Source organism: Paraburkholderia sediminicola (assembly GCF_046026855.1).
Classification (GTDB): Bacteria; Pseudomonadota; Gammaproteobacteria; order Burkholderiales; family Burkholderiaceae; genus Paraburkholderia; species Paraburkholderia sediminicola_A.
The window spans coordinates 57,443-81,881 of record NZ_JAQQET010000010.1 but is presented as its reverse complement, the minus strand read 5'-3'; the positions used below and the strand labels follow the sequence as shown (position 1 = coordinate 81,881).

Genomic DNA, 24,439 nt, shown 5'->3' with positions numbered 1-24,439 from the left:
CGCGGCTGCGGGCCCGCAGACAAGCGAACCCGCAGCGCTGAGTGCGGTACGCGAAATACGCGTGGTGCGCGTGCGCAACCGCCCAGCTTGCTTCAGTCTTAACCAGTAGTCCTTGCAGACGCGACCCAGTGTTCATGGGCATGCCGCATTCTCGCGAGGCCATGAGCAACGTGTTCGCGCACAAGCGTGACGGCGAGTTCCGCATCGCCTTTCGCGAGCGCGTTGACGATTTTTTCATGTTCCGTGACCGACGTCGCCAGTGCGCTCTTTTCCGATTCGATGGCGGCCTGACGGAGCAAGCCGAGCTGACGGACGAGATGCCGATAGGTTTCGATCAGGTGCTGGTTACCGACGCCTGTCACCATCGCATCATGCAACTGGACGTTCAATGCCGTGTAGCGAGTGAGATCATGATCTTTCTTCGCGGCTTTCATCGAAGTGAGGATGCCTTTGAGCGTCGCAAGCGTTTCGGGCGTCATCCGATTGGCGAGCGCGCGGACGACCGATTCGTCCAGCATCGCACGGACTTCATAAATCTCTTCGGCCTCGCGTAGCGACAGCGCGCGCACCGTGACACCGCGGTTCTTCTCCGTCTTCAGCAATCCTGCCTGTTCCAATGCACGGAACGCTTCGCGCAGTGGCCCGCGCGACACATTCAATCGCGTGGAGACTTCGACTTCGTTCAACTTCTCCCCCGGGGCGAATTCCCCTGAGACGATGCTGCGCTCGAGGGTTTCCTGGACAAGTGTCGCAAGGGAATGCCGCTGCAGCAGTTCGATGGCGCTAGATGTTGTTTGTGTGGTCATGAGCCGCGAATGAGAACAAAGAAGGAGATAACGGGCAATCAGCTTCTTTGAACATACGTGGCAGCTTGTTTATTGTCAACAATCATCAAGGCCACCGACCCGGCGTTAAACTCGGAAAGCTACTTGCCTGCGTGTCTCAAGATATGCGGAAGACCATTGGTGAGGCCTATGCGCTCGTATTCGCTTCGTATAACGCAACGCGCTATCTACAGGCGCGGCATGGCGCGCCTGCGGAACTGATGAAAGCTATCGACGGCGCCGGCGCGCTCGTGCAAGCCACCGCCGGCTGAGCCAATCGAGCTCAGGTTACTCAGCGCCGCGAACGATCCGCAGATCGCGCTCGACGGCGTCGCCCAAGGCTTCAAGCGCTTTCTTGTAGGCATCGCTTTCATAAGCGGCAACGGCCTCTTCGTAGGTCGGAAATTCAATCACGACAGTCCGCTCCTTCAAGCCTTGCTCACGAATCTCGTCGGCGACCCCACGCACGATGAATTTGCCGCCGGCGGCTGCCACCGCGGGCCCTGCCAACTGTGCGTAGGCGGCCAGCTTCGACGGGTCCTTCGTCGCGCGGTAGACGGTTACCCAATATCCCTTACTCATGTGTATCTCCTTGTTCTGCGGCGAGAAAGTAGTAGTCGCGTTGCAAGCAACGACGACGGGATTATGTCACTTCGAGAAACCCTCAGTCGTTCCTTTGACCATTGACAGGGATTTGATCGATTCAATCGTTTTAGTGATCGAATCGAAAAAAACTCTTGCAAACGACCGATTCGATCATTATATTGACTGAACCGGTCGTTTTGGCTGAGCGAAACGCTCAAGTTAGTGAGCCCTGACCGTCATCCAAATGGCCGAAGCACCATGGCCTGCCATCAAGAAAAATCATGGAGACACAATTGAAGAAGCGTTCCTTTCAGGTCCTGGCCACAGTGGGCGTACTCGGTGCGGCCACGACTGCCGCACACGCGCAAAGCAGCGTTACGCTGTATGGATTGATCGATACCTCGCTCGTCTATTCGAACAGCCAGAAAGGCCATTCGAATATCCAGATGTCGAGCGGCACATTGTCTGGCAGCCGCTGGGGATTGCGTGGTCAGGAAGATCTGGGCGGCGGTCTGAGCGCGCTGTTCGTCCTTGAGAATGGTTTCAGCAGCACGACGGGCACGCTCGGTCAGAACGGCCGTGAGTTCGGACGTGCCGCTTATGTGGGTTTGAGCGGCGGTTTCGGTAAGGTGACAGCGGGGCGGCAGAACGACACCGCCGCGGATTTTCTGGGTGCGCTGACGGCGGCCAATCAGTGGGCGGGCGGTCTGGGCGCACATCCGGGTAATACGGACAACCTCTACGTGAATGAGCGGATCAGCAACAGCGTGAAGTTCACCAGCAACGACTACGCCGGCTTTCGTTTTAGCGGCCTGTTCAGCTTCGGCGGTACGGCCGGCGACTTCTCTAACAATCGCGTATGGGGGCTCGGCGCCACCTACGCGAACGGTCCGTTCGTGGTCGCGGCCTCCTACGTGAACGCCACCACGCCGAATACCGGGCTGTTCGACGGCACTGCCGGTGCGGCGGCGATCTCGCCGAACAACACGCCGATCTATTCCGGCTATGCATCTGCGCGTACGCTGCAGATAGCGGCGGTGGGCGGTGCCTACACCTTTGGCGCGGCCACGTTCGGCCTGATCTACTCGAATTCGAAGTTCAAGGATCTGGGTTCGGGCGCGGCCTCCGCACCGGTGGCCCGTTTTGCCGGCGATACCGCGACGTTCGACAACCTCGAAGCCAACTTCCGCTATCAGTTGTCGCCGGCCGTGCTGCTCGGTGTCGCGTACAACTACACCCGCACGCACGGCGCCGGTGACGCGCACTACAACCAGGTGAATGCCGGGGCCGATTACTTCCTGTCGAAGCGCACCGACGTGTATCTGAGCACCGGCTGGCAGGCGGCGAGCGGTATCGATTCGACGGGGCACGCGGCGACCGCGGCGTTGTGGCCGATCACGGCATCGAGCACGTCGCACCAGTTCGTCACGGCGCTTGGGTTGCGTCACAAGTTCTGAACGATCCGAGCAATTTGATCAAACAGGAAGGTCTCAAAGGAAAACCTCGGGCCTTCCTTCGTAGAAGTGGAGTCGAGCATGACAGTCTTGTTCAAAGGGATCATTCCTGCACTTATCACGCCGATGACGGCATCGGAAGAAGTCGATGAAGCCGGGTTGCGCACGCTGATCGAACGCCTGATCGAGGCGGGGGTGCATGCGCTGTTCGTGCTCGGCACCAATGGCGAGTTCATCGCTTTGAACGAAGCGGAGAAGCTGCGGATCGCTAAGATTGCGGTCGACCAGGCGCGCTCGCGTGTGCCGGTGATTGCCGGTACCGGAGCGTACGCCACGCGCGACGTGATCGATCTGAACAGCAAGATGCTCGACGTGGGGGTGGATGCGGTTTCGGTGATCACGCCATATTTCAACGGCGCGACGCAGCAGGAACTGTTCACGCACTATGAGCGGATCGCGCAGGCCACCACCTTGCCGGTGATGCTCTACACGATTCCCGCCAAGGCCGGCGTCACGTTGACTGTCGACACAGTGCGCCGCCTGTCCGAGATTCCGAACATTCGCGGCATCAAGGACAGCGGCGGCGACTTCGATCGTCTGCTGCAACTGATCAATCTGCGCCGCGACGACTTCGCGGTATTCACCGGCACCGACTCGATGATTCTGTGGACCCTGATCGCAGGCGGCGACGGCGCAGTGGCCGCGACCACTAACGCGGTGCCGGGTGTCGTCACGTCGATCTGGAAGCACTTTCAGGCCGGCGATATCGCGGCCGCCCGCAAGGCGCAGGAGTCGCTGCGCGCGCTGCGCGACGCCTTCGCGCTCGGCACGATGCCGGTGGTGCTGAAGACCGCGGCGGAAATGCTCGGCATGCCGGCGGGTCCGGCGCGCGCGCCCGCGCAGCCGCTGGATGCGCAGGCTCGCGCGCGTCTCGAACAGGCGCTCGCGGTGTACCGCGAGTCACGCTGAAACGCGTTGAAACGCACTGAGAAGCAAATCGGCTACGCCACTTTATTGCCCACGACATACCGCCATGACCACGACTTATCACTTCCAGACCGTCAAGCACATCGTGCACGGCGCACACAGCCTTGACCTGCTGGCGGACAAACTTGCCTTGCTCGATACGCCGGTCAAACGCATTGCCTTGATCACCCAGCCCGCGATGGAGGCGCTCGGCGTGATCGATCGCGTGACGGCCGCGCTCGCCGCCAGGGACATCGAAGTGCTGATCGTGCGCGATGTAGAACCCGAGCCGACCATTGGCAACGTGGAAAGTGTGTTCAGCGAGCAGATCGCGCCGTTCGCGCCGCACGCGATCCTGTCGATCGGCGGCGGCAGCGTGCTCGACGCCGCCAAACTGTTTGCCGTGCGCTTGACCAATGAGCAGCCGCTGCGCGAATGGCTCGGCATCGATCTGATCAAAAAGCCGGGCGTGCCATTGATTCTCGTGCCGACTACCGCGGGTACCGGTTCGGAAGTGACGCCCAATGCAATTGTTACGTTGCCGGACGAGGAACTGAAGGTCGGCATTGTGAGCCGTCATCTGTTACCGCAAATCGTCATTCTCGACGCGGCTCTGACGCTGAAATTGCCTAAGGCAATCACCGCGGCGACCGGCATGGATGCGTTTGTGCACTCGCTCGAGTCGTATATCTCGACCAAGGCCAATCCGGTCAGCGACATGTTCGCGATGGAATCGATGCGGCTGATCGGCGCGAACATCATCGAAGCCTACGAGCACGGCGAATCGATCAAGGCACGTGAGGCCATGATGCTCGGCTCGATGTACGGCGGCCTCGCGTTGACGGCAGCCGGCACGGCTGCGGTGCATGCGCTTGCGTATCCGCTCGGTGGCATGTTCAACATCACGCACGGCGTGGCGAACGCGATGCTGCTGCCGCACGTGATGGCGTTCAACATGGACGCATGCGCGGGCCGCCTCGCCGACGTTGCGCGTGCGCTGTCGCTCTGCGCGCATGACGACGATCAGGAGACCGCCGCGCAGAAGCTGATCGAACGCATCAATGAATGGACGGCGGCCGTCGATATTCCCCAGGATCTGCGTAAGTTCGGCGTTAGCGAAGACGATCTGGATGCGCTTTCGGTGGCGGCGGCGAAAGTCAAACGGCTGCTCGGCAACAACCCGAAGCCGCTTTCGCTCGACGACATGAAGGCGATCTATCGCCGCCTGCTGCCATGACCATCGCTCGCGAACGCCGCGTGCGGCTCCTGATCATCGGCGACGATCTGTCGGGCACGGCCGACTGCGCCGTGACAGGTGCACGCCTCGGCTTGCGCAGCGTCGTGACGCTGGATGCGCACGCGCATTCGGCAACCGGAACGAGCCGTTCAGGCGACACGGTCGATGTGCTTGCCGTGGATGCTGATTCGCGCCGGCTCGACGCTCCGTCAGCGGCACGCAGTAACGCAGACGTGTGGCGCGAACTCGGCCACCCGGAGACGAAGCTCTACAAGAAGGTCGATTCAACGTTGCGCGGCAACTTCGCCGCTGAAGTGGCGGCACTGGTGCCGCTCACCGGCATGGCGATCGTGGCGCCGGCGTTTCCGGCCGCCGGCCGCACGACACGCGACGCACGCCAATGGCTGAACGGCGTGGCGGTGGAAGAAACGGAAGTGTGGCGTAACGAAGGGATCGGCGGCAAGGCGAACATTCCGGCGATGCTCGAACAATACGGCATGCGCACCGTTGCGCTGACGTTGGCCGAGGTTCGTTCGGGCAATGCTGTGCTGACCGACCGGCTCGATACGTTGCGTCACGCGGGTGTTCAGGCGGTGGTGTGCGACAGCGAAACGGAAGACGACCTGCAGCGGATCGCCCGCGCGTCCGCGCCGTTGCGCGGCGTGTTCTGGGTCGGCTCGGCGGGGCTGGCGCGCGACCTGATGAGTGCATTGAATCTGGCTGAGGCCACGACGCCCGCCGCACCGGCACATCACACGCCGGGTCAACCGGTACTGACCGTGGTCGGCAGCATGTCGAGCGTTTCGCATACGCAGGTCGAGCGGCTTAAAACAGAAGCGGGTAACACGCTTGTTTCGTTCGAAGTCGACACGAGGACGCTGCTTGCCGAACCGCTGACGCAAGCGCATGCGAATCTCACACGCAAGGTTAGCGAAGCGCTTCAACAGGGGCGGCACGTTGTCGTCTCGCTGAGCCAGTCCGATCGCACGAGCGTCGCCGACGGGCTTCTGTTTTGTCAGCGTCTCGCGGCGCTGCTCACGCCGGCATTGCCGTTCGCCGGCAGCGTGATCGCCACCGGCGGAGAGACTGCACGCGCATTGTTGTCCGCTGCCGGCATCGGCCAGTTGCGAATCGTCGAAGAAATCGAAAGCGGGGTACCGCTGCTGCACGCGGATCACAACGGCCGCCGCCTTTGCGTCGTCACCAAAGCGGGCGGCTTCGGCCATCCCGGCACGCTTCATCTTGCCTGGCGAAAACTCGCCGGCGTTCAACGCATTGCCCGGCCTCATGAGGCCACCATCAAAGGACTCACCACAATGACCTATCGTCCAGTTATCGGCATCACCATGGGCGATGCTACCGGCGTCGGCCCGGAAATCGTCATGAAGGCGCTGGCCCATGCCTCCGTCTACGAACAGTGCCGCCCGCTCGTGATCGGCGACGCGGCGCGTCTGCGCGATGCGGGCAAGCGCGCGGGCGTCACGCTCGAGGTGCGCTCGATCGACAGTCCCGCGGATGCCGGCTTCGAATGCGGTGTGGTCGATTGCATCGATCTCGGTCTGATTCCCGCGGATCTGCCGTACGGCAAGCTCTCGGCGATCGCGGGCGATGCGGCGTATCAGTACATCGCGCGCACCGTCAAACTGACCTCGGCCGGTGAACTGGATGCGATCTGCACGGCGCCGCTGAACAAGGAAGCGTTGCACGCAGGCGGCCACATTTTCCCTGGGCATACGGAGATGCTCGCGCATCTGACCGGTATCGACGAAGTGTCGATGATGCTCGTCGCGCCGAAGCTGCGCGTGATTCACGTGACGACCCACATCGGTTTGCTGGACGCCATTCGCCGTATCGAACCGGGTCTCGTGCAACGGACCATCGAGCGGGCGCATGAAACGCTGGTGCGCGCCGGTATCGACAATCCGCGCATCGGCGTTTGCGGGATCAACCCGCATGCGGGTGAGAACGGTCTGTTTGGCTACGGCGAGGAAGAAGAAAAGATCATTCCGGCCGTGCAGGTGCTACAGGCACGCGGCTGGGATGTCGAAGGCCCGTTGCCCGCCGATACGCTGTTTTTCCGGGCCGGCCGCGGCGACTTCGATGTGGTGGTCGCAATGTATCACGACCAGGGTCACGGCCCGGTCAAGGTGATGGGCCTCGAAGCCGGCGTCAACGTGACAGTCGGTCTGCCGGTGATTCGCACCTCGGTCGATCACGGTACTGCGTTCGACATCGCCGGCAAGGGTATCGCCGACGAAGGCAGCATGCTCGAGGCGCTGAAGCAGGCACTCGATCTCGCCACGCGGCGCTCCGAACTGGAAGCCTGAGCGCACGCGAACCGGCAGAACAGGGCCGCCGCGGCGGCAACAGATTCTCGGCCGTCGAGAAGGCGGGTACACGCCCGGCGGCCGGATTTTTCGATGCGAAGACGTCGTTAAAATATATTGGAGACACCATGGCAACGTTTGGCTTCTGGGACACAGCGATCATCATCGGGATGGTTGTGATCTACATTCTTCTGACCAGCTGGTTTAGCGTCAAGCTGCGCAGCCGCAATTCCGAACAGTTCATGGTGGCGTCGCGCTCGATGCCGGCCGTGGTCGTCGCGGTGTTGCTGATGTCGGAATTCATCGGCGCGAAGTCGACGGTGGGCACCTCGCAGGAAGCGTTCAGTGCCGGTATCGCGGCGTCGTGGTCGGTGATCGCGGCCTCGATCGGCTTTCTGTTTTTCGGTCTGTTCATGGCCAAGCGCCTCTACAGCTCCGGCGAATTCACGATCTCCGGCTTCATTGCCATGAAGTACGGCAAGCGCGCGAAGCTCGTCGTCTCGGCAATCATGATCTACGCGCTGTTTCTCGTGAACGTAGGCAATTATGTGAGCGGCGCGGCGGCGATTTCGACGGTGATGCGCATCAATTTGCCGACCGCCGCCGTGATCACGGCGATTGTCAGCACGGTGTATTTCGCATGGGGCGGATTGAAGAGCGTTGCGTATCTGACGATCGTGCATAGCGCGGTCAAGTTGATCGGTATCGCCATTCTGGTGTACGTGGCCTGGCAAATGACCGGTGGCATCAAGCCGATGATGGCGCAAATGCCCGAGCATTACTTCACGTGGAACGGCTCGCTCAGCAACGGTACGATCGGCGCGTGGATCATCGGCACGGCGGGCGCGATCTTCTCGACGCAGTTCATCATTCAGGCGATTTCCGCTACCCGTTCACCGGCGGCGGCGCGCAACGCGTCGCTGCTTGCCGCGGCGTTATGCGTGCCGATCTCGCTCGCGCTCGGCTTTCTCGGCGTGTCGGCCAAGTTTCTGTTTCCCAACATCAAGAGCCTCTATGCGCTGCCGGTGTTTCTGCAGCATATGAATCCGCTGCTGGCCGGTGTGGTGACGACCTCGCTCGTGGCGTCGATTTTCGTCAGCGTATGCACGGTGGCGCTGGCAATCGCCTCGCTGGTCGTGAAGGATTTCTATGTGCCGCGCTACAACCCGGCGCCGGATGTCGAATTGCGCATGACACGCTGGATTTCGCTGGTCGTCGGACTCGTGCCGCTCCTGTTCGTGCTGTTCGTGCCGCAGATTCTCGCGCTGTCGTTCTTCACGCGGGCCTTGCGTCTGACGGTGTCCGTGGTGGCTCTGATCGGCATCTATCTGCCTTTCTTCAATAGCAGCCGTGGCGCGATGGCCGCGCTGATCATCGCGACAATCTCGACGACAGTGTGGTATCTGCTCGGCAATCCGTTCGGCATCGACAACATGTATGTGTCGCTCGTAACGCCGGCAATCGTTATCGTGCTGGAAAAGCTGCTGTTCCCTTCGGGTTCGAAGCCCGTCGGCACCAACGGCGAGCGCCTCCAATCACATTGAAGTGACGTAATCAGGAGAACACTGGATGACTTCCATCCTCGCAGAAGCCCCGATCTCGGCGACGTGGGATAGCCACGTGCGCGTAGCGTATGCCGACGCGCAGCGGCACGATGCGTATTTGCCATCCCCGTGCGTGCAGAACCACGCGGCGAATCTGCATGTGCTGCCCAACGGCGATCTGTTGTGCGTCTGGTTCGGCGGGACTCAGGAAGGTATTCCCGACGTGTCGGTCTATATGTCGCGCTTGCGTGCCGGCACCGATGTCTGGTCCGAGCCCGAGAAACTGTCGAACGACCCGACGCGCTCCGAGCAGAACCCCGTGCTGTTCACCGCGCCCGATGGCCGCTTGTGGCTGACTTATACCGCGCAGTTGTCCGGGCATCAGAACACCGCGATCGTGCGGCGGCGCATCTCGTCCGATGGCGGGGCGACCTGGGGGCCGATCGAGACGCTGTTCGACCGGGCGGGTACCTTCGTGCGTCAGCCGATCGTCGTGCTGCCGGACGGTGCATGGTTGTGCCCGGTGTTTATGTGCCGGACCGAGCCCGGCGAGCGCTGGGTCGGCAACAACGACATCAGCGCCGTGCTGATCTCAGAAGACGAAGGACGCTCGTGGCGCGAGCATGCGGTGCCCGATAGCGTCGGTTGCGTGCATATGAACGTGCAGGTGCTCGCAGACGGCTCCTTGCTTGCCCTGTTTCGCAGCCGTTGGGCGGACTTTGTTTACGCGAGCCGCTCGAAAGATGGCCGCACATGGAGCGCGCCGCAAGCGACCACGCTGCCGAACAACAACTCGTCGATCCAGTTCGTCTCGCTGAAGAACGGCCATCTCGCTCTGGTGTTCAACGAGAGCGACGCGTCGCATAGCACCGGGCGGCGTGCCTCGCTGTACGACGATATCGAAGATTCCGAAGACAGCGGCGAGTTGCGCGATCAGAGCGCGTCGGCGCACGGCAGTGCATTCTGGGGCGCGCCGCGAAGCCCGATGTCACTGGCAATTTCCGAAGACGGCGGCCGCACGTGGGCGCGCTGGCGCAATCTGGAAATCGGCGACGGCTACTGCTTGACGAATAACTCGGCCGAGCAGCGTAACCGCGAGTATTCGTACCCGTCTATCGTGCAATCGGCCGACGGTGCATTGCATATTGCTTTCACGTACTTCCGTCAACGGATCAAATACGTGAGCGTCGACGAGTCATGGGTGCGCGGTTGATACCATCAACGACACAGTAAGGCTGGAAGAGCCGGTTTTGAGCGGACCGGAAAGGGACACGGCGTACGAATGGAAATTCGCTACACTAGGCACACTTTTTCGCGCGCTCATGGCGCGCTGTCGCCTAACCGGTTCCTCCGATCCAAGACCATGAAAGTTGCGAAACGCCGCGAGGCGATGCTTCACGCTGTGCTGGGCGGGATGACAGATGTCGGTACGCTGTGCGAGCACTTCGGCATGTCCGAGGCGACCGTGCGGCGCGATTTGCGGGCGCTGGCGGATGACCGCCAGATCCTGCGCACCTATGGCGGGGCGGCGGCGGTTAGCGCTCACGAACCGGAAGCCTCGCTCGACGAGCGCAGCGAGAGCTTTCGTGAGCAGAAGGATGCGATTGCGCGCGCGGCGCTCGCGCATGTCCAGGAGGACGACACGCTGTTTCTCGACGGCGGGACGACCACGGCGGCACTTGCGCGGCAATTGGTCGGGCATCGTTCGATTCATGTCGTGACGAACAACCTGCTGGTGGTCGGCGCGCTGGCCTCCAGCAAGCTGCGGGTGACGCTGATCGGTGGCGATATCCGCTCGTCGAGCATGAGTACGCTCGGGCCGCTGGCGCAGCTTGCGCTAAGCCGCCTGAGTTTCGACAAGGCATTTCTCGGTGCCGACGGCGTGACGGCCACGCGTGGTCTGTGTGAGGCGACCGCCGAGCAGGCCTATCTGAAGGAATGCGTGATCCGTCAGGCGGCGAGCGTGTTTGTGCTGGTCACCGCCGACAAGCTCGGCCGAGCCAGCCAGCAGCACTGGACGCCGCTCGAGCGCGACTGGACGTTGATTACCGACAACGCGGCAGAGCCGCAGGAACTGGCCTTGTTCGACGAACGAGGCGAGGTGACGGTGGAGACCGCGGCGGTTCGATAAGCGTTCGCGATGTTTCTCCGTGACCTATTTTCGAGGAGAAACGGAGTGACAGCGGAATCTGTTGTGCAAAAGCATGCGGTGGTGACGGGGGCGTCGTCGGGAATCGGCGAGGCGATCGTTCAACGCCTGCTAGCGGACGGATGGCGCGTGACGGGTTTGTGCCGGACACCGGCAACGCAAACCGTCGAACGTTTGACTATCGTGCCCGTCGACGTGACTGACTTCACCACGCTCAAGCCGGCTCTGGACGCAATCGGCGCGTGCGACGCGTTCGTGCACGCGGCGGGATTCATGCGCACCGCGCCACTCGGCGAACTGGCCGCCGATGACGGTGCGGCGATGTGGCGGATTCATGTCGACGCGGCCGCTTTTCTCGCCAATGCGTTGCTGCCGAACCTGTCCGCCGGTGGCCGCATCGTGCTGATCGGCAGCCGGACGGCGAACGGCGCCGCCACCCGCAGTCAATACGCCGCGACCAAAGCGGCGCTGGTCGGCATGGCCCGATCCTGGGCCGCCGAGCTCGCACCGCGCGGCATCACCGTCAATGTGGTGGCGCCAGGCGCCACCGATACGCCGCTGCTCACTCATCCCGCGCGTGCCGGCACACCGCCGAAATTGCCGCCGATCGGCCGCTTCGTCAAACCGTCGGAAGTGGCCGGGCTGACCGCCTTCCTGCTCGGCGCCGATGCGGGCGCGATTACCGGGCAGCAGATCGTGATGTGCGGGGGCTCGTCGCTTTAGTGCCCTGAGCTCGATCTGCGACGCTTCATCAGGCTGCTAATTGGCCAGCACCGCGGCCGATCCCTCCGAACGTATCCCCTTGCGATAACGCCCGAGTCCCACGATTCCAACCAGCGACACAGCCGAAAGCATGCTGAAGAAAATCGCCAGTGGCAGCCACTCGCCCTTGTAGTTCTGCGCGAGCATCGTGCCGATCAATGGCGTCGTCCCACCGGCGATCGTCGCGCACAGTTGATAGGCAATCGAAATGCCGGAGTACCGGACCTGCGTGGGAAATGCCGGCGTCATGAAACCGGCGATGACCGCATAGATGGCGGACAGAACCACCACCGCGAGCGAGATACCTGCCACGATCGCGACGGGGTTTTGCGTCTTGACGAGCAGGAACATCGGGTAGGGCGTGAGCATGGACAGCAGGGCGGCGCAGGTCAGAAAGCGGGTCTCGCCAACCCGCTCGGCCAACAGCGCCGAAATCGGCTGGGACGCCAACTGGATGAGGGTCACGACAAACAGGCAATCGAGAATGAACGATTTCGACATGCCGAGATAACCGGTGACATACGAAATCATGAACGTGTTGGTGAAGAAGAACCCGGCGGAGCCGATCGTCGTCGCCATGGCCGCCATGACGATCGGATACCACGCGGTGCTCAGCACTTCCTTGACGGGCGACTTCAGCACCTCGCGATTCTTGCGAAGCTGCTCGAATTCGGGCGACTCTTTTACGCCGAGGCGGATCGCCATGCCGATCAGGAGCAGCACGAAGCTGGCGAGAAACGGCAAGCGCCAGCCCCACGCAACGAAGCTCTCGTGATCGAGCGACGTGACGAGCCGGAACGATACGAGGGAAAGAATCAACCCGGCCGGGCTGCCCATCTGCGGAAACGACGCGAAGAACGTTTTGCGGCCGGTTGGCGCATGCTCGCTCGCCATCAGTACTGCGCCGCCCCATTCGCCGCCCACGGCAATACCCTGGAGAATCCGCAACAGCACGAGCGAGATGGGCGCCCAGATGCCGATGCTGCTGTAGCCGGGCAGCAGGCCGATGCCGGTCGTGGCGATCCCCATCAGGAACATGGTCAGCAGCAGCATCTTCTTGCGGCCCAGCTTGTCGCCGAGATGCCCGAATACCGCGCCGCTCAATGGGCGCGCAATGAAGCCGACAAAGAACGTGCCGAACGAAGCCATCGTACTCAGAAAGTGATTGCTGCTCGGGAAGAACACGTCACCGAGCACGAGCGCGGCGGCGGTCGCGTAGGTGTAGTAGTCGTAAAACTCGACGGCCGTGCCGATAAAAGCCGCAGTGGCGGCGCGCACGGGCTGATGAGTCTGTTCAGAATGGGACATGGGAATCCTGTTGATGGACGAGCAGCGTTGGCTTGACTGCTGTCTTTATCGGTCGCCGAAATACGCCCGCAAAATTCGCATTTTTAATCTTCACTATCAGAATGGCTAATGCTCGCCCTGATCAAAAACAATAAGTCTCATTTCTAGCCCCGATCCTCAGTATAATTTTTTCGGATGATGAAAAAAGTGAGACTGTCGTGAGCAAAGACCGCCCGGACACCTATCTGAACGACCGCCTTGACTGGAACCTGCTGCGTACTTTTCTCGCCATTGCGAAAGAAGGCAGCGTGAGTCGCGCGGCAACGAAGCTGCATCTGACGCAGCCTGCGGTGAGCCAGGCCTTGCGTCGGCTGGAGGAACAGTTGGGACTGCGCCTCGTGGATCGCCACGGCCCGCGCATCGAGGTCACGCAGGCCGGTATCGAAGTGAAGCAGATTGCTGAGGACGTGTACGGCATGATCTCGCGTCTGTCGCTTGCCGAGGTGGATCGCGGTCACGATATCTCCGGCATGGTGCGCGTGAGCACCGTCAGCGGAATCGATTTTCCGGCCTATGACACGTTTCTCGCGGAGTTCCATCGCACGTATCCGCGTATCGAACTCGAAAGCCAGGCAATGCGCAGCGCCGACGTGGTGAACAGTCTCCAGCAAAAGTCCGCAACGCTCGGACTGACGCCGCGGCGCGCGTTACCTAAACGGGTCGACAGCCGCGTGTTTCTGCGTCAACGGTATGCACTTTTCTGCGGACGTCATCACCCGCTCTTTGGGCGCAGCGACCTTCGGGTCGCCGATCTGGCCGGCGAGAAGTTCGTCTCCTTCACCGGCGACAAAGTCGGCGACCACATGTCGCCGCTCACCTTCTTTCGTGACGAGATGGGCTTCACGGGGCGTGTGGTCGGCTCGTCGTCGAGCATGACCGAGGTGCGGCGTTTCATCTTCGCGGGCTTCGGCATCGGTTGCCTGCCGGAACACGTCGTGCGCGACGACATCGCGCAAGGCCGCCTTCAGCGGCTCCCGCCGGATGAAGGTGTAGCCGACCTCGATATTTACATGCTGTGGTCACTGGACCGCAAGCTGAGCGCTGCTGAAACCGCGTTTATCGATGCGCTGAATGTGTTCATCGACGGCCAGGCGGAAGGCGCTGACCGTCAGCGCGGCGCGCAATAGCCATACTCAATAGCTGCACTCAATAGCCGCGCGTGACGTCGACCACGTTGTGCAGCGGTTCGCCGCGGATCAGCCTGCGTGCGTTGTGCGCCACCTGCGTGCCGATCGTTTCCGAGCTTGCGACCGACGCCATGTGAGGCGTCACGATCAGATTCGGTGCCCGCCATAGGTGATCTTCGCGGGGTAATGGTTCGGTCGGAAACACGTCGACGATCGCACCGCCGATCTGCCCGCTCGTCAGCGCGGCGATCAGGTCCGCGGGCACCAGATGTTCGCCCCGGCCGACGTGGATCAGTTTCGCGCCCGGCCGCAAGTGTTCGAACGTGTTCGCGTTGAGAATCCAGCGGGTTTCGTGCGTGAGCGGCAGGAGACACACGAGGATGTCCGTCCCCTGGAGGAACGGCTTGAACTCATGGGGACCGGAAAAGGTCGTCACGCCCGGCAGTTCACGAGGCTTGCGCCCCCATCCGCGCACCGCGAAGCCGAAGCGCTGCAAGTCCGTGGCGACGCGGCTGCCGATTTCTCCCAGTCCCATGATGCCGACGGCACATTCGGAAGCGTCACGCTGTTCGTGCCGGAACCAGCGGTCGAGACGCTGATTGGCGAGCACGCGATCGAGTTGACGATGAAAGTGCAGCGCCCCCCACGTAACGAATTCGCTCATGCCGCGTGCGTGCTGCGGATCGACGACGCGGCACAGCGGCACGGCGGGCAGGGCAGGGTCGGACAGGATATTGTCGACGCCCGCGGCGATGCTGTGCACGAGCCGCAGTTTCGGCAGCGCCGCCAGTGCGCCGGCCGGCGGGTTCCAGCACACGGCGATGTCAGCATCGGCGGCGGACTGCTCGCCGTGCATCACGACATCGAATTCAGGGGCGGCGCGCAGAATCGGCTGCACCAGATGTGACATGTCGTAGTCACGGCTCATCAGAACTAATTTGGTCATTGCATCGAATCGGAGAACGGGCCTAGCTGCGGTAGTCGGATTGCGGGTCGTCGATCAACCGTAACGCCGCGTGCCACGCCAACTCTGAGATTTCCGCGGAGTCTTCGCGCGCGAACTGGCTCGCGGTCAACTCGCACACTTCTCGCGGCGGAATGCGCAGCGCGCTGCCGCCGGCCAGCGCCTGGATTTGCGCCTGACAGGCACGCTCGAGGAAATAGATCTCGTGGAACGCTTCGGCCGCCGTGGCGCCTGCCGCTAGCAGCCCGTGATTGCGCAGGATCATCGCCTTGCAGGAGCCGAGATCGCGCACCAGGCGCTCGCGCTCGCCGAGTTCGAGCGCGATGCCTTCGTAATCGTGATACGCGAGCTTGCCGTAGAACTTCAAAGCATGCTGACTGATCGGCAACAGCCCTTGCTCCTGAGCCGATACCGCTGTTCCGGCGGCAGTGTGCGTATGGATCACGAAATGCAGATCGTCGCGTGCCGCGTGGATGGCTGAATGAATCGTGAACCCCGCAGCGTTCACACGAAACAGTGCCGGTTCGCTGCGCGCCCGCTTGTCGATCACGTTGCCGAGATGATCGATCTTCACGAGATCCGACGCGCGCATTTCATGAAACAGCACGCCATAGCGGTTGATCAGAAATGCCGGCGGCTCGCCCGGCGAGCCGGGCAGGCGCGCTGTGATGTGCGTGTCGATCATGTCGGTCATGCGGAAGTGAGCGGCCAGCCGGTAGAGCGCCGCCAGTTCCTCGCGTACCTGCTGTTCGGCGTCGAGCGGCGCCGGCGTATCGCTCATTCGATCGGGTGTGGGCGTGGATTGCATGTCAGAAGACTCCCTGGTTCTCGCTTGCTGTCGTACGCGTAGTGTTCGTTAGCGTGTCAGTGTCCGTCAATTTCATTTTTCCAGTGCTGATCATTAGCGGCGTAAATATTGGGTGGCGTGATTTCAGAGCATGACCGCAACCATTGCGCGCATGGCCTGGTGCCTTTATCGGAAGCCAAAAACAATAAGTAAAAGTCTGTTTTCTAATCCTTTGTATTAATGCAGCGAATGGTCGGGCGGCCGCTCCGGTGGGCGGCTTCTTCCGGTTGATGGCTCGTCCAACCTCGGCGGAGGACGGGGCCGGACGGCCCGGCGCATGGGTTTTTCCGCGGTGATCTGGTCAGCTTGTCTGTCCTGTGCATAAAACAGTACCTTGCATTGAATAGTACTGAGTGCTAGAGTTCGTTCCACATCACGTGGATCGGTGCGTTTCGCACCAGTGCATAGCAAGGTACCGTGCCATGCACGCTAATGTAATGGAATTGAATGAAAACGCAGCTCAAGAAGGGAACCCTCGACATGTGCGTGTTAGCTGTCCTCGCCGGCGGTGACAGCTACGCCTACGAGCTCGTCTCAACGCTATCCGAAACCATGGAGATCAGCGAGGGCACGATTTACCCGTTGATGCGCCGGCTGCAGGCCGAGGCCTGGGTGTCGACCTATTTCGTCGAATCCAGCTCGGGGCCGCCGCGCAAATACTACTCGCTGACGGCGGCAGGCCGCAGCAGCCTGGCGGAAATGCAAGGCGAATGGCGCAGTTTTGTCGATGAAGTCAACGGTGTGCTGGCCTTGTCCGGTACACGCTCAGGAACAGGGGAAAAGCAATGACGCAGGACGCATTCATCCAGCAATTGCGCCACGAACTGCGGAGTTTGCCGAAGCAGGTGGTCGACGAAATTGTTGCCGACTATCGCGAGTATTTCGGCGACGCGCTCGCAGCGGGCCGCAGTGAGGCAGATGTGGTCGCAGCGCTCGGTGACCCGGTGAAGCTCGCACGCGAACTGAAGGCGCAGGCGACATTCCGTCAGTGGGAAACGCGGCGCTCGTTCGGCAATCTGATGCGGGTGGTCGCGTCGATTGCGGGGCTTGGTTTGCTGCAATTGCTGTTGCTGATCCCGTTCATGTTCTATCTGCTGATTTTGACGATCGGCTACGCGGTTTCCGGTGCGCTGACGGTAGCCGGGCTGGTGACGGTGATCGCGCTCGGCAGTCATCACATGTTCGGGTGGCCATCGTTCCATTCGGTGCCGTTCAGCTTCGAGAGCAGTGACCGGATAACGGATCAGCAAGCGAGCGGCAAAGGTAACGACAAAGCGGCGAAAGACGATGACGACGCGGACGACGATGCGGATGACTCTTCCGCGCAAGGCGACGTGCGCCTCGCAACAGCCAATATGAAAGTATTCAAAGTGGTCGGCGACCGTTTCCTGCTGCGGCCGGATGCAGCGACACGGATTTCCATCGTAACGCGTGCCGGTCCGATCGACGTGAAGAATGACGAAGGCAAACTCAAGATCAATTCCGTTGGCGGCGCGCGCGATCTGTTCACGGTCGAGCCGGACGGCACATGGTCTATCGCATCCGCGGACATCGTTGCGCTCGATCTTAAAGATGACGAAGGGGACCACATAGCGGTGGCGCGTATCGGAACCGGTGCGAAGTCGATGGCGTGGGACATAAGGAACCACGGCGACCATGTGTCTTTCGTGCAAGGCGAGGACGGCAGCGGCAAGAGTATGGCGGTCCACAGCGGCTCGGATTCGGTCGTGTTCGATCGTGACCATATCTCGATCAAGGACGGTTCAGACGGCCTCGTGATCGTCGGGTCGCATGGCTCAGGCATCGGCGCGATGATTTACGGAATTGCAATGCTGGTTGCCGGCATTGTCGGCTTATGGCTGTGTTTGTGGTTGACGCGCATTACATGGCGCGCTCTCGTCCGCTACGTTCAGCGGCAACTCGATCTTATTACTGCCCGACTCGACGAAGGGCAATCCGCCTGAGGCACGGCGCTGGTTGACTGACGTCTCTATCCTCATTCGATGAAAAGGAAACGGTCATGAATATGCATTATTCAGGCGGTACGGCAGTTCCGGCACGTCCGCAACATGCCTCCGGATTGCGCTATCCGGATAGTCGCGTGGTCAGCTTGCAAAGCGTTGCCGGCTGGCTCTCGGACGGGTTCCGCATCGCTCGCGCGAATCCGGTGCTGTGGCTCGTGGCAATTCTCGGTTGCGCCGATTTCGCGACGCTGTTCGAACTGGCGCCGCCGTTGCGCGTGCTGGCAGTGCTCGTCGTGCCGATCCTCGCCGCCGGTTTGGTGCTGATGCAGGAACGCTCGAGCAATGCGCGTCCGTGGTCGATTCGCGAGACGGTCGAGGCCGTCAGTGTGCATCGCAATGCGTTGATCACGATCGGGCTGTGCGGCGCTGCCGTTGCCTGTGCGGGTCAGCTGATTTCGTTCGCGGCGTTCCATGTGTCCATGAAGGCATCTGTTACACCGAATGGCATGCATGACCTGACGATTGTTTATGGCACGCGCAACGGCACGGGCAATGCGCTGGAGCCGGTACTCGATATGCTGGCCTATGCGGTCGCGGCTTCGCTGGTCTGGTTCGCGCCGACGCTGGTTGTTCTGAACAACGTCTCACCGTTGAGTGCGATGGCGGCAAGTTTGCGTGCTGTCGTGCGAAACTGGCGCGTTGCGTCCGTGTACGGAATCGTGGCCGCGGGCGATGTATTGCTGGCCAACTCGGCGCCATTGCTTCTGCGCGGATTGGTGGTGATGCCGCTAATCAGCGCGCTGATCGTTCTGTCGATGTACGGCGGCTATCGCGGCATATTCGAGAAGTCGTAAGTGACGGGTTCGTGCCTGGGTGAAAAAGATAGCTGCCCGGCCGCGATATAGATATCGGAATTGAATCATTCTCATGATGCATGGTGATCGCTACGCTTGCAGAAATAGTGCAAGCGAGGGCATATGGCCGATTCTGTTTTCACGTCTTTTTCCGTGCGTCGACGTACGCTGAAGCTGCTCAGTGCAGTTCCGGCGCTTGCCGCAACCGGCGCATTTCATTCACGCAGCGTGCAGGCCGCCGATCTGGCGACGACCACGCTCGTGCTCGGCGACCAGGCCGGCGGCACACGGGCGCTCGCCGAAGCGGCGAAGGTACTCGACGGCACGCCATACGCATTTCGCTGGGCCAACTTCCAGGGGGCGGCGCCACTCTTCGAGGCGCAACGCGCAGGCGCCGTCGATCTTGCCCCGGCGGGTGATTTGCCCGTGCTTGCAGCGGCTGTCGGCGACCCGACCTTGAAGATCGTCGCGACGCGTGTGGGCTCGGGCGCGCAACTCGGCATTCTGGTGGCACGCGATTCGCAGATTCGTACGGTGGCGGATCTGAAGGGGCGCAACGTATTCGTGTCGTCGGCGCGCGGCAGCATTTCGCAATTCCAGTTGTATGGCGCACTCGCCGAAGCCGGACTCTCGAAGGACGACGTCAAGGTCCGTTTCATTCTGCCCGTCGATGCGTTTGCTGCGTTCGCGTCCGGCTCGATCGAAGTATGGGCGACGTTCGATCCTTACTACGGCATCGCTGTCCAACGTGGCGCGCGCATTTTGCGCGACGGTTCCGGTATCAATAGTGGTCTCGGTTTTATCACGGCGTCGGGTGCCGCGCTTGCGGATGCGCGCAAACGCGCGGCCATGGCAGACGTTCTGCTCAGGCTGCAACGTGCGGGTGATTGGGCGCTTGCAAACCCCGACGCTTACGCGCAGGTTTACTCGACATTGACGCGCTCACCGTTCGAAGCCGCCAGGCAGATCACGCAGCGCGCGTCATTGAAACAGCACTTCGTGACCGAGGCGGATATCGCCGCACTCCAGAAAGTCGCCGACAGCGCGGACCGCGACGCTATCCTGCCGCGTCGCATCGATGTCCGCGCGATTGCCGAGACGCACATCGCAAAGGTCTGAGGCGAAAGGTAGCGCGCCTTGTGGCGCGTTGCGCCGTGCCTGGCGAAGCCGGCGGGTGTGCGCCCGGCGTCCACCATCGACGTGGACGCAAACTCGCCTGAGGGACGGCACGCTGCAGACGCCGTGATGGAATTGCACTAGCTCGCTATATGCACTTGAAGCATGGCGGGGAGGCTGGCGCCGAGCTCAGACATGCCCAGCAACAGCAAGGCACCGCAAAGCAGTAGAAGCAGCGGATTGATTCGCGTGCTGAGCAGCGTGGCTACTGAAACGAGGGCAATCGCTTTGGCCGGAAGCCCGCCGTCGAGCGACTTCAGCAGAACCCATCCCGCAGCCAGGATCATGCCGGAGGCGACGGGCCGCAGCCCGCGCTCGAGCGCCAATTGCCACGCCGCGCCCTGATAGCGTGTCCAGATGTGGGTCACGCCGTAGATCAGGATGCCGGTAGGCGCGAGCAATGCCAGCGTGGCCACGACAGCGCCCCAGAACCCCGCGATCTGCCAGCCGATCAACGTAGCCAGCAGCGAGCCGGGGCCGGGCGCCATGCGCGAGATGGCAAAGTCGACGGCGAACTGGGCATGCGTCATCCAGCCATGCACGTCGACAACCTGCCGTTGGATATCGGCGATGATGGCCTGGCCACCGCCTATCGTGACCAGCGACAGGGGCGCGAAAACCGCGGTTAGCTGTAGAAGAACGCGATTCGACATGGCTAGGCTTTGCGTAGTTTGATGTATTCGGCAAGCACGCTCAGGCCACCCGCGCCTGCCACGACCCACACCAGCGGCAGACGCAATATGCCGACCGCGATGAAGGTGCCCGCGAGGAAGAGCAGAGGAAGGAGTCTGCACCGCACCCGGAGCGCGGTCGTCACACCCATCGACAAAGACAGGCCGGTGGCCGCGGCTGCCGCGCCTGCGAGCAGGATGTGAGCGATTGGGAACTGCAGCAGGTGACTGAAAAGCGTGCCGAGAACAATAATAAAAATAGCGGGCGGGATGATGATGCCGGCGACTGCCAGCAACGCGCCGCGCCAGCCGAGCAGACGGTGGCCGATCCATATCGCCATGTTTTTGACGTTGATGCCCGGCAGCGCCTGAGAAATCGCCAGGCCGTTCAAAAAGTCTTCTTCACTGATCCAGTCGCGATCCTGGACGAATTCCCGCAGGAGCCAGCCGCTCAGGCCGCCACCGAAGCTGGTGAGCCCGATACGGCTGAATATCAGGAATAGCCCGGTGAGGGTGGGCGGTCGACTCGCGTTAGCAATTTGTTTGGACATCGAATCTTCCAGTCAGATTGGCGTATGACGGGTGAATCCCGGTTAAGTACCTCGTCGGATGTCATTTTGCTCGAAAATCTCCACGACCCAATCGACAAACGCTCGGGTGGCACCGCTTGCGTGCCGGCCGTGTGGATAAACAAGGGAAATGGGCACCGGCGAGCATCTCGCATGTGCCAAAATTTCTTTCAGCCGGCCTGTTTTCAGGTATGGCAACGCTACGAACTCCGACAACTGGATCAGTCCCAACCCTTCCAGGCCGCATTGCAGGTAGGCTTCGGTTTCATTGACAGCAAAGCGGCTTTGCATGGTCATGGTGAGCGTTTCGCCGTCCACGCTGAAGCGCCAGTCTAACGGTCTGCCGGTCGCATTCGATATGTAATTGATCGCGCGGTGGGTACTGAGCCCGCTCACGGTCTCTGGTTCTCCATGCTCCTTCAGATAGCGCGGCGACGCGCAGGTGAGCCAGACCAGTTGCCCGAGCTGGCGCGCACTTAAGGTCGAATCAGCCAGTTCTCCGCTACGGATGACGCAATCGATGCCATCGTAAATGAGGTCGGCAGGGCGGTCGCTCAGTCCAAGTACGAGTTCGATGTCAGGAAAGCGCTGCTCGAATTCCCGAAGCCTCGGCAACACGATTGCCCGGCCGATCACGCCCGGCATGTCCGCTCGTACGCGCCCGCGCGGCGCCGCTGCGTCTTCCGATAAATCGCCTTCCGCCTGCTGGATGTCGGAGAGAATGGCGCGGCATGAGGCGTAGTATCGATTGCCCGCGTCGGTCAGGCTGAGCGTGCGCGTACTACGGCGCAGCAGCGTGGTGCCCAGATGATGCTCCAGACTTTTAATGATCGTCGTAACCGACGATCGCGGCATCGACAGCGTTTGCGCCGCCTTGCTGAAGCTCTGAGCTTCAACAACGCGCGCGAAAATGGTCATCGCTTGAAGTTTGTCCATAAGCACGGCGCCTGTCCAGTTCGCTTCTCAATCCGCTTCTCAGCTCGCTGTTCTCAACTCGCTACTCAATCCGCTCCCCGCCGCTCGCGGACTGCCTGGCGGGGCCTCCATCGTACCGCGATCTGCGTGCTGCCCAGCTCAAACGGTTCAGTGCCAGTAGCGAATTGAAGGCGGATCGTTCGACCCGGGCGCGATCTCATTTCAACGACGGCGAACAATGCCGCCCATCAGCGCACCTACACTCCAGATCGTCCGGTTGACCTCCAGCGCAAGCCACTGCGAGGTGTCGCGCCGGTGACGGCGGCTCGCGTAAGCGGACGCTTCTGACAACACTTCTCAAGCTTTGAAGAGGTCGTATCCATGTCGTACAAAAATTCCATTCTCGTCCTCGGCGCCGGTGAACTCGGTATGGCCGTTCTACACAGTCTTGCGCGCCACACTGCGTCGCGGCCGGGCGTTTCGGTCGCGGCTCTCCTGCGCTCGTCGACCATTGCTTCGAGCGATTCGCTCAAGCAGAAGGATGTCGCCGAACTGCGCGCACTCAACATCGAATTGGTCCCGGGCGATCTGGCGGACCAGTCCGAAGCATCGCTCGCTGCTGTTTTCCGACGCTTCGACACCGTCATCTCGTGCACGGGTTTTGTCGGCGGCAAAGGCGTGCAGCTCAAGATCGCCCGCGCCGCGCTCGAAGCCGGCGTCAAGCGCTATTTCCCCTGGCAATTCGGCGTGGATTACGACGTTATTGGTCGGGGCAGCGCGCAGGATCTGTTCGACGAACAACTGGACGTGCGCGATCTCTTACGCGCACAAACTCAGACGGAGTGGGTGATCGTGTCGACAGGCATGTTCACCAGCTTCCTGTTTGACCCGTCTTTTGGTGTAGTGAACCTGGAGCAAAACACGGTGCACGCCCTGGGAAGCTGGGACAACGCCGTCACCGTGACAACCGCCGCCGACATCGGCATGCTGACGGCGGAGATCGTCTTTGCTGAACCGCGCATTGCCGCGCAGATTGTTTACGTCGCGGGCGACACGGTGACCTATCGCCGATTGGCGGACGCAGTCGATGCGATGCTGGGCCTGAACGTCGAACGTGTCCAGTGGAGCGTGCCGCAGTTGAGGGGGGAACTGGCTCAGCAGCCCGGCGATCCGATCAGGAAATATCGGCTCGTGTTCGCCGAAGGAACTGGTGTGGCGTGGGACAAGGAGCGGACATTCAATGCGCAACATGGCATTGAAGTCGGCGATCTCGAGGCGTGGATGCGGACCAATCTGTTGGCGGGTGAAAGTGTGGCGAGTGAGTAGGCCGCGCTAGCGGCCATGATCCGGCCCCAGCCGTAAAGGGCATTTTTAACCAAGACGACCTCCCATGAGACTGAGTATGCTAGGCGTAATCAGTCATTTCACGCGAGGACATCAAGGTGCCGCACTATCTTTGCCATGAGCAGCCGGACTTACTTGAGTTCGAAACGAGCGTGATCGCCTCGCGGCCCGGCGCAGTCGTGCTGGGCCGCTCGGCCTTGCACCCGGGCGGCGGGGGGCAGGTGTCGGACGCCGCGACGCTGACGCATGCGCACGGCGCGGTTCGCATTACCGGCGTTGAATCGGAAGGCGGCATGCTATGGCATCTGCTCGATGAGCCGCTCGAACTGAACGGCAACGTGCACGTGGCCGTCGACGCGGCCCGGCGCGCCGCCGTCGCCCAGCTTCATACGGCCACGCATATTCTCAACGCCCTCGTGTATCAGCGCTTCGCCGGCGCGCTCGTGACCGGCGCGCAGATCAATGCCGACGGCACTGCCCGGATGGACTTCGATCTGCCCGAAGCGGATAACGACGCGCTGCGCCTGCTGGAGGAGCCCGCCAACGAGGTGATCCGCAGCGCCATGGACGTGCGCACCTACTACGTGAGCGCGGCGGAAGCAAAGTCGACCCAGGGCCTGATCCGCAGCCTTTCAGTGGCGCCGCCGCCGACATCCGACGGCACGGTGCGGATCGTCGAAATCGGCGACCTGGACCGGCAGGCTTGCGGCGGCACGCATCTGACCAATACGGCGCAATCGAGACCGATCCGCATCGTGAAGATAGAGAACAAGGGGCGCCGCAATCGCCGGGTGAGAATTGAGCTGGTTTGAA

General features: G+C 61.6%; 25 protein-coding genes. 16 read left to right on the top strand and 9 right to left on the bottom strand.

The window, feature by feature from the left end:
- Positions 1–98: 98 nt before the first annotated feature.
- The gene (locus PQR40_RS13215) at positions 99–806 is read right to left on the bottom strand and encodes a phosphonate utilization associated transcriptional regulator (RefSeq protein ID WP_408229236.1); all 708 of its coding nucleotides are present in this window, start codon (positions 804–806) and stop codon (positions 99–101) included.
- Between the two features lie 143 nt (positions 807–949).
- On the opposite strand from PQR40_RS13215, the gene PQR40_RS13210 reads away from it, so the two are divergent.
- The gene (locus tag PQR40_RS13210) at positions 950–1,096 is read left to right on the top strand and encodes a hypothetical protein (RefSeq protein ID WP_408509137.1); all 147 of its coding nucleotides are present in this window, start codon (positions 950–952) and stop codon (positions 1,094–1,096) included.
- Between the two features lie 16 nt (positions 1,097–1,112).
- On the opposite strand, the gene PQR40_RS13205 is transcribed toward PQR40_RS13210, so the two are convergent.
- Positions 1,113–1,406, bottom strand: a complete 294-nt coding sequence (locus PQR40_RS13205; protein WP_408229232.1) for a DUF1330 domain-containing protein — start codon at positions 1,404–1,406, stop codon at positions 1,113–1,115.
- 296 nt (positions 1,407–1,702) lie between these two features.
- On the opposite strand from PQR40_RS13205, the gene PQR40_RS13200 reads away from it, so the two are divergent.
- From PQR40_RS13200 to PQR40_RS13165, 8 genes are all read left to right on the top strand, one after another.
- Positions 1,703–2,866, top strand: coding sequence for a porin (locus PQR40_RS13200; RefSeq protein ID WP_408229229.1), 1,164 nt, complete (start codon positions 1,703–1,705; stop codon positions 2,864–2,866).
- Between the two features lie 78 nt (positions 2,867–2,944).
- Positions 2,945–3,832 (top strand): 4-hydroxy-tetrahydrodipicolinate synthase, encoded by an 888-nt coding sequence (gene dapA / locus PQR40_RS13195; RefSeq protein WP_408229226.1) that lies wholly within the window; start codon positions 2,945–2,947, stop codon positions 3,830–3,832.
- 64 nt (positions 3,833–3,896) lie between these two features.
- The gene (locus tag PQR40_RS13190) at positions 3,897–5,066 is read left to right on the top strand and encodes an iron-containing alcohol dehydrogenase (protein WP_408229223.1); all 1,170 of its coding nucleotides are present in this window, start codon (positions 3,897–3,899) and stop codon (positions 5,064–5,066) included.
- Complete coding sequence (gene pdxA, locus PQR40_RS13185) at positions 5,063–7,393, top strand: 4-hydroxythreonine-4-phosphate dehydrogenase PdxA (RefSeq protein WP_408509136.1); 2,331 nt, start codon at positions 5,063–5,065, stop codon at positions 7,391–7,393. The genes PQR40_RS13190 and pdxA overlap by 4 nt, the downstream gene beginning before the upstream one ends.
- A gap of 128 nt (positions 7,394–7,521) precedes the next feature.
- Positions 7,522–8,937, top strand: coding sequence for a sodium:solute symporter family protein (locus PQR40_RS13180; RefSeq protein WP_408229217.1), 1,416 nt, complete (start codon positions 7,522–7,524; stop codon positions 8,935–8,937).
- Between the two features lie 25 nt (positions 8,938–8,962).
- Positions 8,963–10,150, top strand: a complete 1,188-nt coding sequence (locus PQR40_RS13175; RefSeq protein WP_408509135.1) for a sialidase family protein — start codon at positions 8,963–8,965, stop codon at positions 10,148–10,150.
- A gap of 150 nt (positions 10,151–10,300) precedes the next feature.
- On the top strand, positions 10,301–11,068 hold the full coding sequence (locus tag PQR40_RS13170) for a DeoR/GlpR family DNA-binding transcription regulator (RefSeq protein WP_408229211.1): 768 nt from the start codon (positions 10,301–10,303) through the stop codon (positions 11,066–11,068).
- A gap of 45 nt (positions 11,069–11,113) precedes the next feature.
- Positions 11,114–11,809, top strand: coding sequence for an SDR family NAD(P)-dependent oxidoreductase (locus PQR40_RS13165; protein ID WP_408229208.1), 696 nt, complete (start codon positions 11,114–11,116; stop codon positions 11,807–11,809).
- 36 nt (positions 11,810–11,845) lie between these two features.
- Here PQR40_RS13165 and PQR40_RS13160 read toward each other — a convergent pair whose 3' ends face one another.
- A complete protein-coding gene (locus PQR40_RS13160) occupies positions 11,846–13,156 on the bottom strand; it encodes an MFS transporter (protein WP_408229205.1) in 1,311 nt (436 codons plus the stop codon).
- Positions 13,157–13,353: 197 nt separating this feature from the next.
- Between PQR40_RS13160 and PQR40_RS13155 the strand changes: the two genes are divergently transcribed.
- Positions 13,354–14,322: a LysR family transcriptional regulator gene (locus tag PQR40_RS13155; RefSeq protein ID WP_408229202.1), complete on the top strand. Its 969-nt coding sequence runs from the start codon at positions 13,354–13,356 to the stop codon at positions 14,320–14,322.
- Positions 14,323–14,341: 19 nt separating this feature from the next.
- Here the strand turns inward: PQR40_RS13155 and PQR40_RS13150 are convergent, their stop codons facing one another.
- Together PQR40_RS13150 and PQR40_RS13145 are read right to left on the bottom strand one after the other, a co-directional pair.
- Positions 14,342–15,268, bottom strand: coding sequence for a 2-hydroxyacid dehydrogenase (locus PQR40_RS13150; protein WP_408509134.1), 927 nt, complete (start codon positions 15,266–15,268; stop codon positions 14,342–14,344).
- A 22-nt stretch (positions 15,269–15,290) separates the two neighbouring features.
- Positions 15,291–16,067 (bottom strand): class II aldolase/adducin family protein, encoded by a 777-nt coding sequence (locus PQR40_RS13145; RefSeq protein WP_408229470.1) that lies wholly within the window; start codon positions 16,065–16,067, stop codon positions 15,291–15,293.
- Positions 16,068–16,580: 513 nt separating this feature from the next.
- Between PQR40_RS13145 and PQR40_RS13140 the strand changes: the two genes are divergently transcribed.
- From PQR40_RS13140 to PQR40_RS13125, 4 genes are all read left to right on the top strand, one after another.
- Positions 16,581–16,922, top strand: coding sequence for a PadR family transcriptional regulator (locus PQR40_RS13140; RefSeq protein WP_408229196.1), 342 nt, complete (start codon positions 16,581–16,583; stop codon positions 16,920–16,922).
- Entirely contained in the window at positions 16,919–18,097 is a 1,179-nt protein-coding gene (locus tag PQR40_RS13135; RefSeq protein WP_408509133.1) for a DUF1700 domain-containing protein, read from the top strand. Before PQR40_RS13140 ends, PQR40_RS13135 begins: the two co-directional genes overlap by 4 nt.
- A 56-nt stretch (positions 18,098–18,153) precedes the next feature.
- Positions 18,154–18,951 (top strand): BPSS1780 family membrane protein, encoded by a 798-nt coding sequence (locus PQR40_RS13130; protein WP_408509132.1) that lies wholly within the window; start codon positions 18,154–18,156, stop codon positions 18,949–18,951.
- A 123-nt stretch (positions 18,952–19,074) separates the two neighbouring features.
- On the top strand, positions 19,075–20,070 hold the full coding sequence (locus tag PQR40_RS13125) for an ABC transporter substrate-binding protein (RefSeq protein ID WP_408509131.1): 996 nt from the start codon (positions 19,075–19,077) through the stop codon (positions 20,068–20,070).
- Between the two features lie 137 nt (positions 20,071–20,207).
- Here PQR40_RS13125 and PQR40_RS13120 read toward each other — a convergent pair whose 3' ends face one another.
- The 4 genes from PQR40_RS13120 to PQR40_RS13105 all read right to left on the bottom strand — a co-directional run bounded on the left by PQR40_RS13120 (position 20,208) and on the right by PQR40_RS13105 (position 22,633).
- Positions 20,208–20,780 (bottom strand): chromate transporter, encoded by a 573-nt coding sequence (locus tag PQR40_RS13120; RefSeq protein ID WP_408229184.1) that lies wholly within the window; start codon positions 20,778–20,780, stop codon positions 20,208–20,210.
- A gap of 2 nt (positions 20,781–20,782) precedes the next feature.
- Positions 20,783–21,349 carry a chromate transporter gene (locus tag PQR40_RS13115; RefSeq protein ID WP_408509130.1) on the bottom strand — a complete coding sequence of 189 codons (567 nt, stop codon included), beginning with the start codon at positions 21,347–21,349 and terminating at the stop codon, positions 20,783–20,785.
- A 42-nt stretch (positions 21,350–21,391) separates the two neighbouring features.
- Complete coding sequence (locus PQR40_RS13110) at positions 21,392–22,303, bottom strand: LysR family transcriptional regulator (RefSeq protein WP_408509129.1); 912 nt, start codon at positions 22,301–22,303, stop codon at positions 21,392–21,394.
- A 201-nt stretch (positions 22,304–22,504) separates the two neighbouring features.
- Positions 22,505–22,633 (bottom strand): hypothetical protein, encoded by a 129-nt coding sequence (locus PQR40_RS13105; protein ID WP_408509128.1) that lies wholly within the window; start codon positions 22,631–22,633, stop codon positions 22,505–22,507.
- A 30-nt stretch (positions 22,634–22,663) separates the two neighbouring features.
- On the opposite strand from PQR40_RS13105, the gene PQR40_RS13100 reads away from it, so the two are divergent.
- Positions 22,664–23,608, top strand: a complete 945-nt coding sequence (locus PQR40_RS13100; RefSeq protein ID WP_408509127.1) for an aromatic alcohol reductase — start codon at positions 22,664–22,666, stop codon at positions 23,606–23,608.
- A 116-nt stretch (positions 23,609–23,724) separates the two neighbouring features.
- Positions 23,725–24,438 (top strand): alanyl-tRNA editing protein, encoded by a 714-nt coding sequence (locus PQR40_RS13095; protein ID WP_408229160.1) that lies wholly within the window; start codon positions 23,725–23,727, stop codon positions 24,436–24,438.
- The last annotated feature ends 1 nt before the right edge of the window (position 24,439 follow it).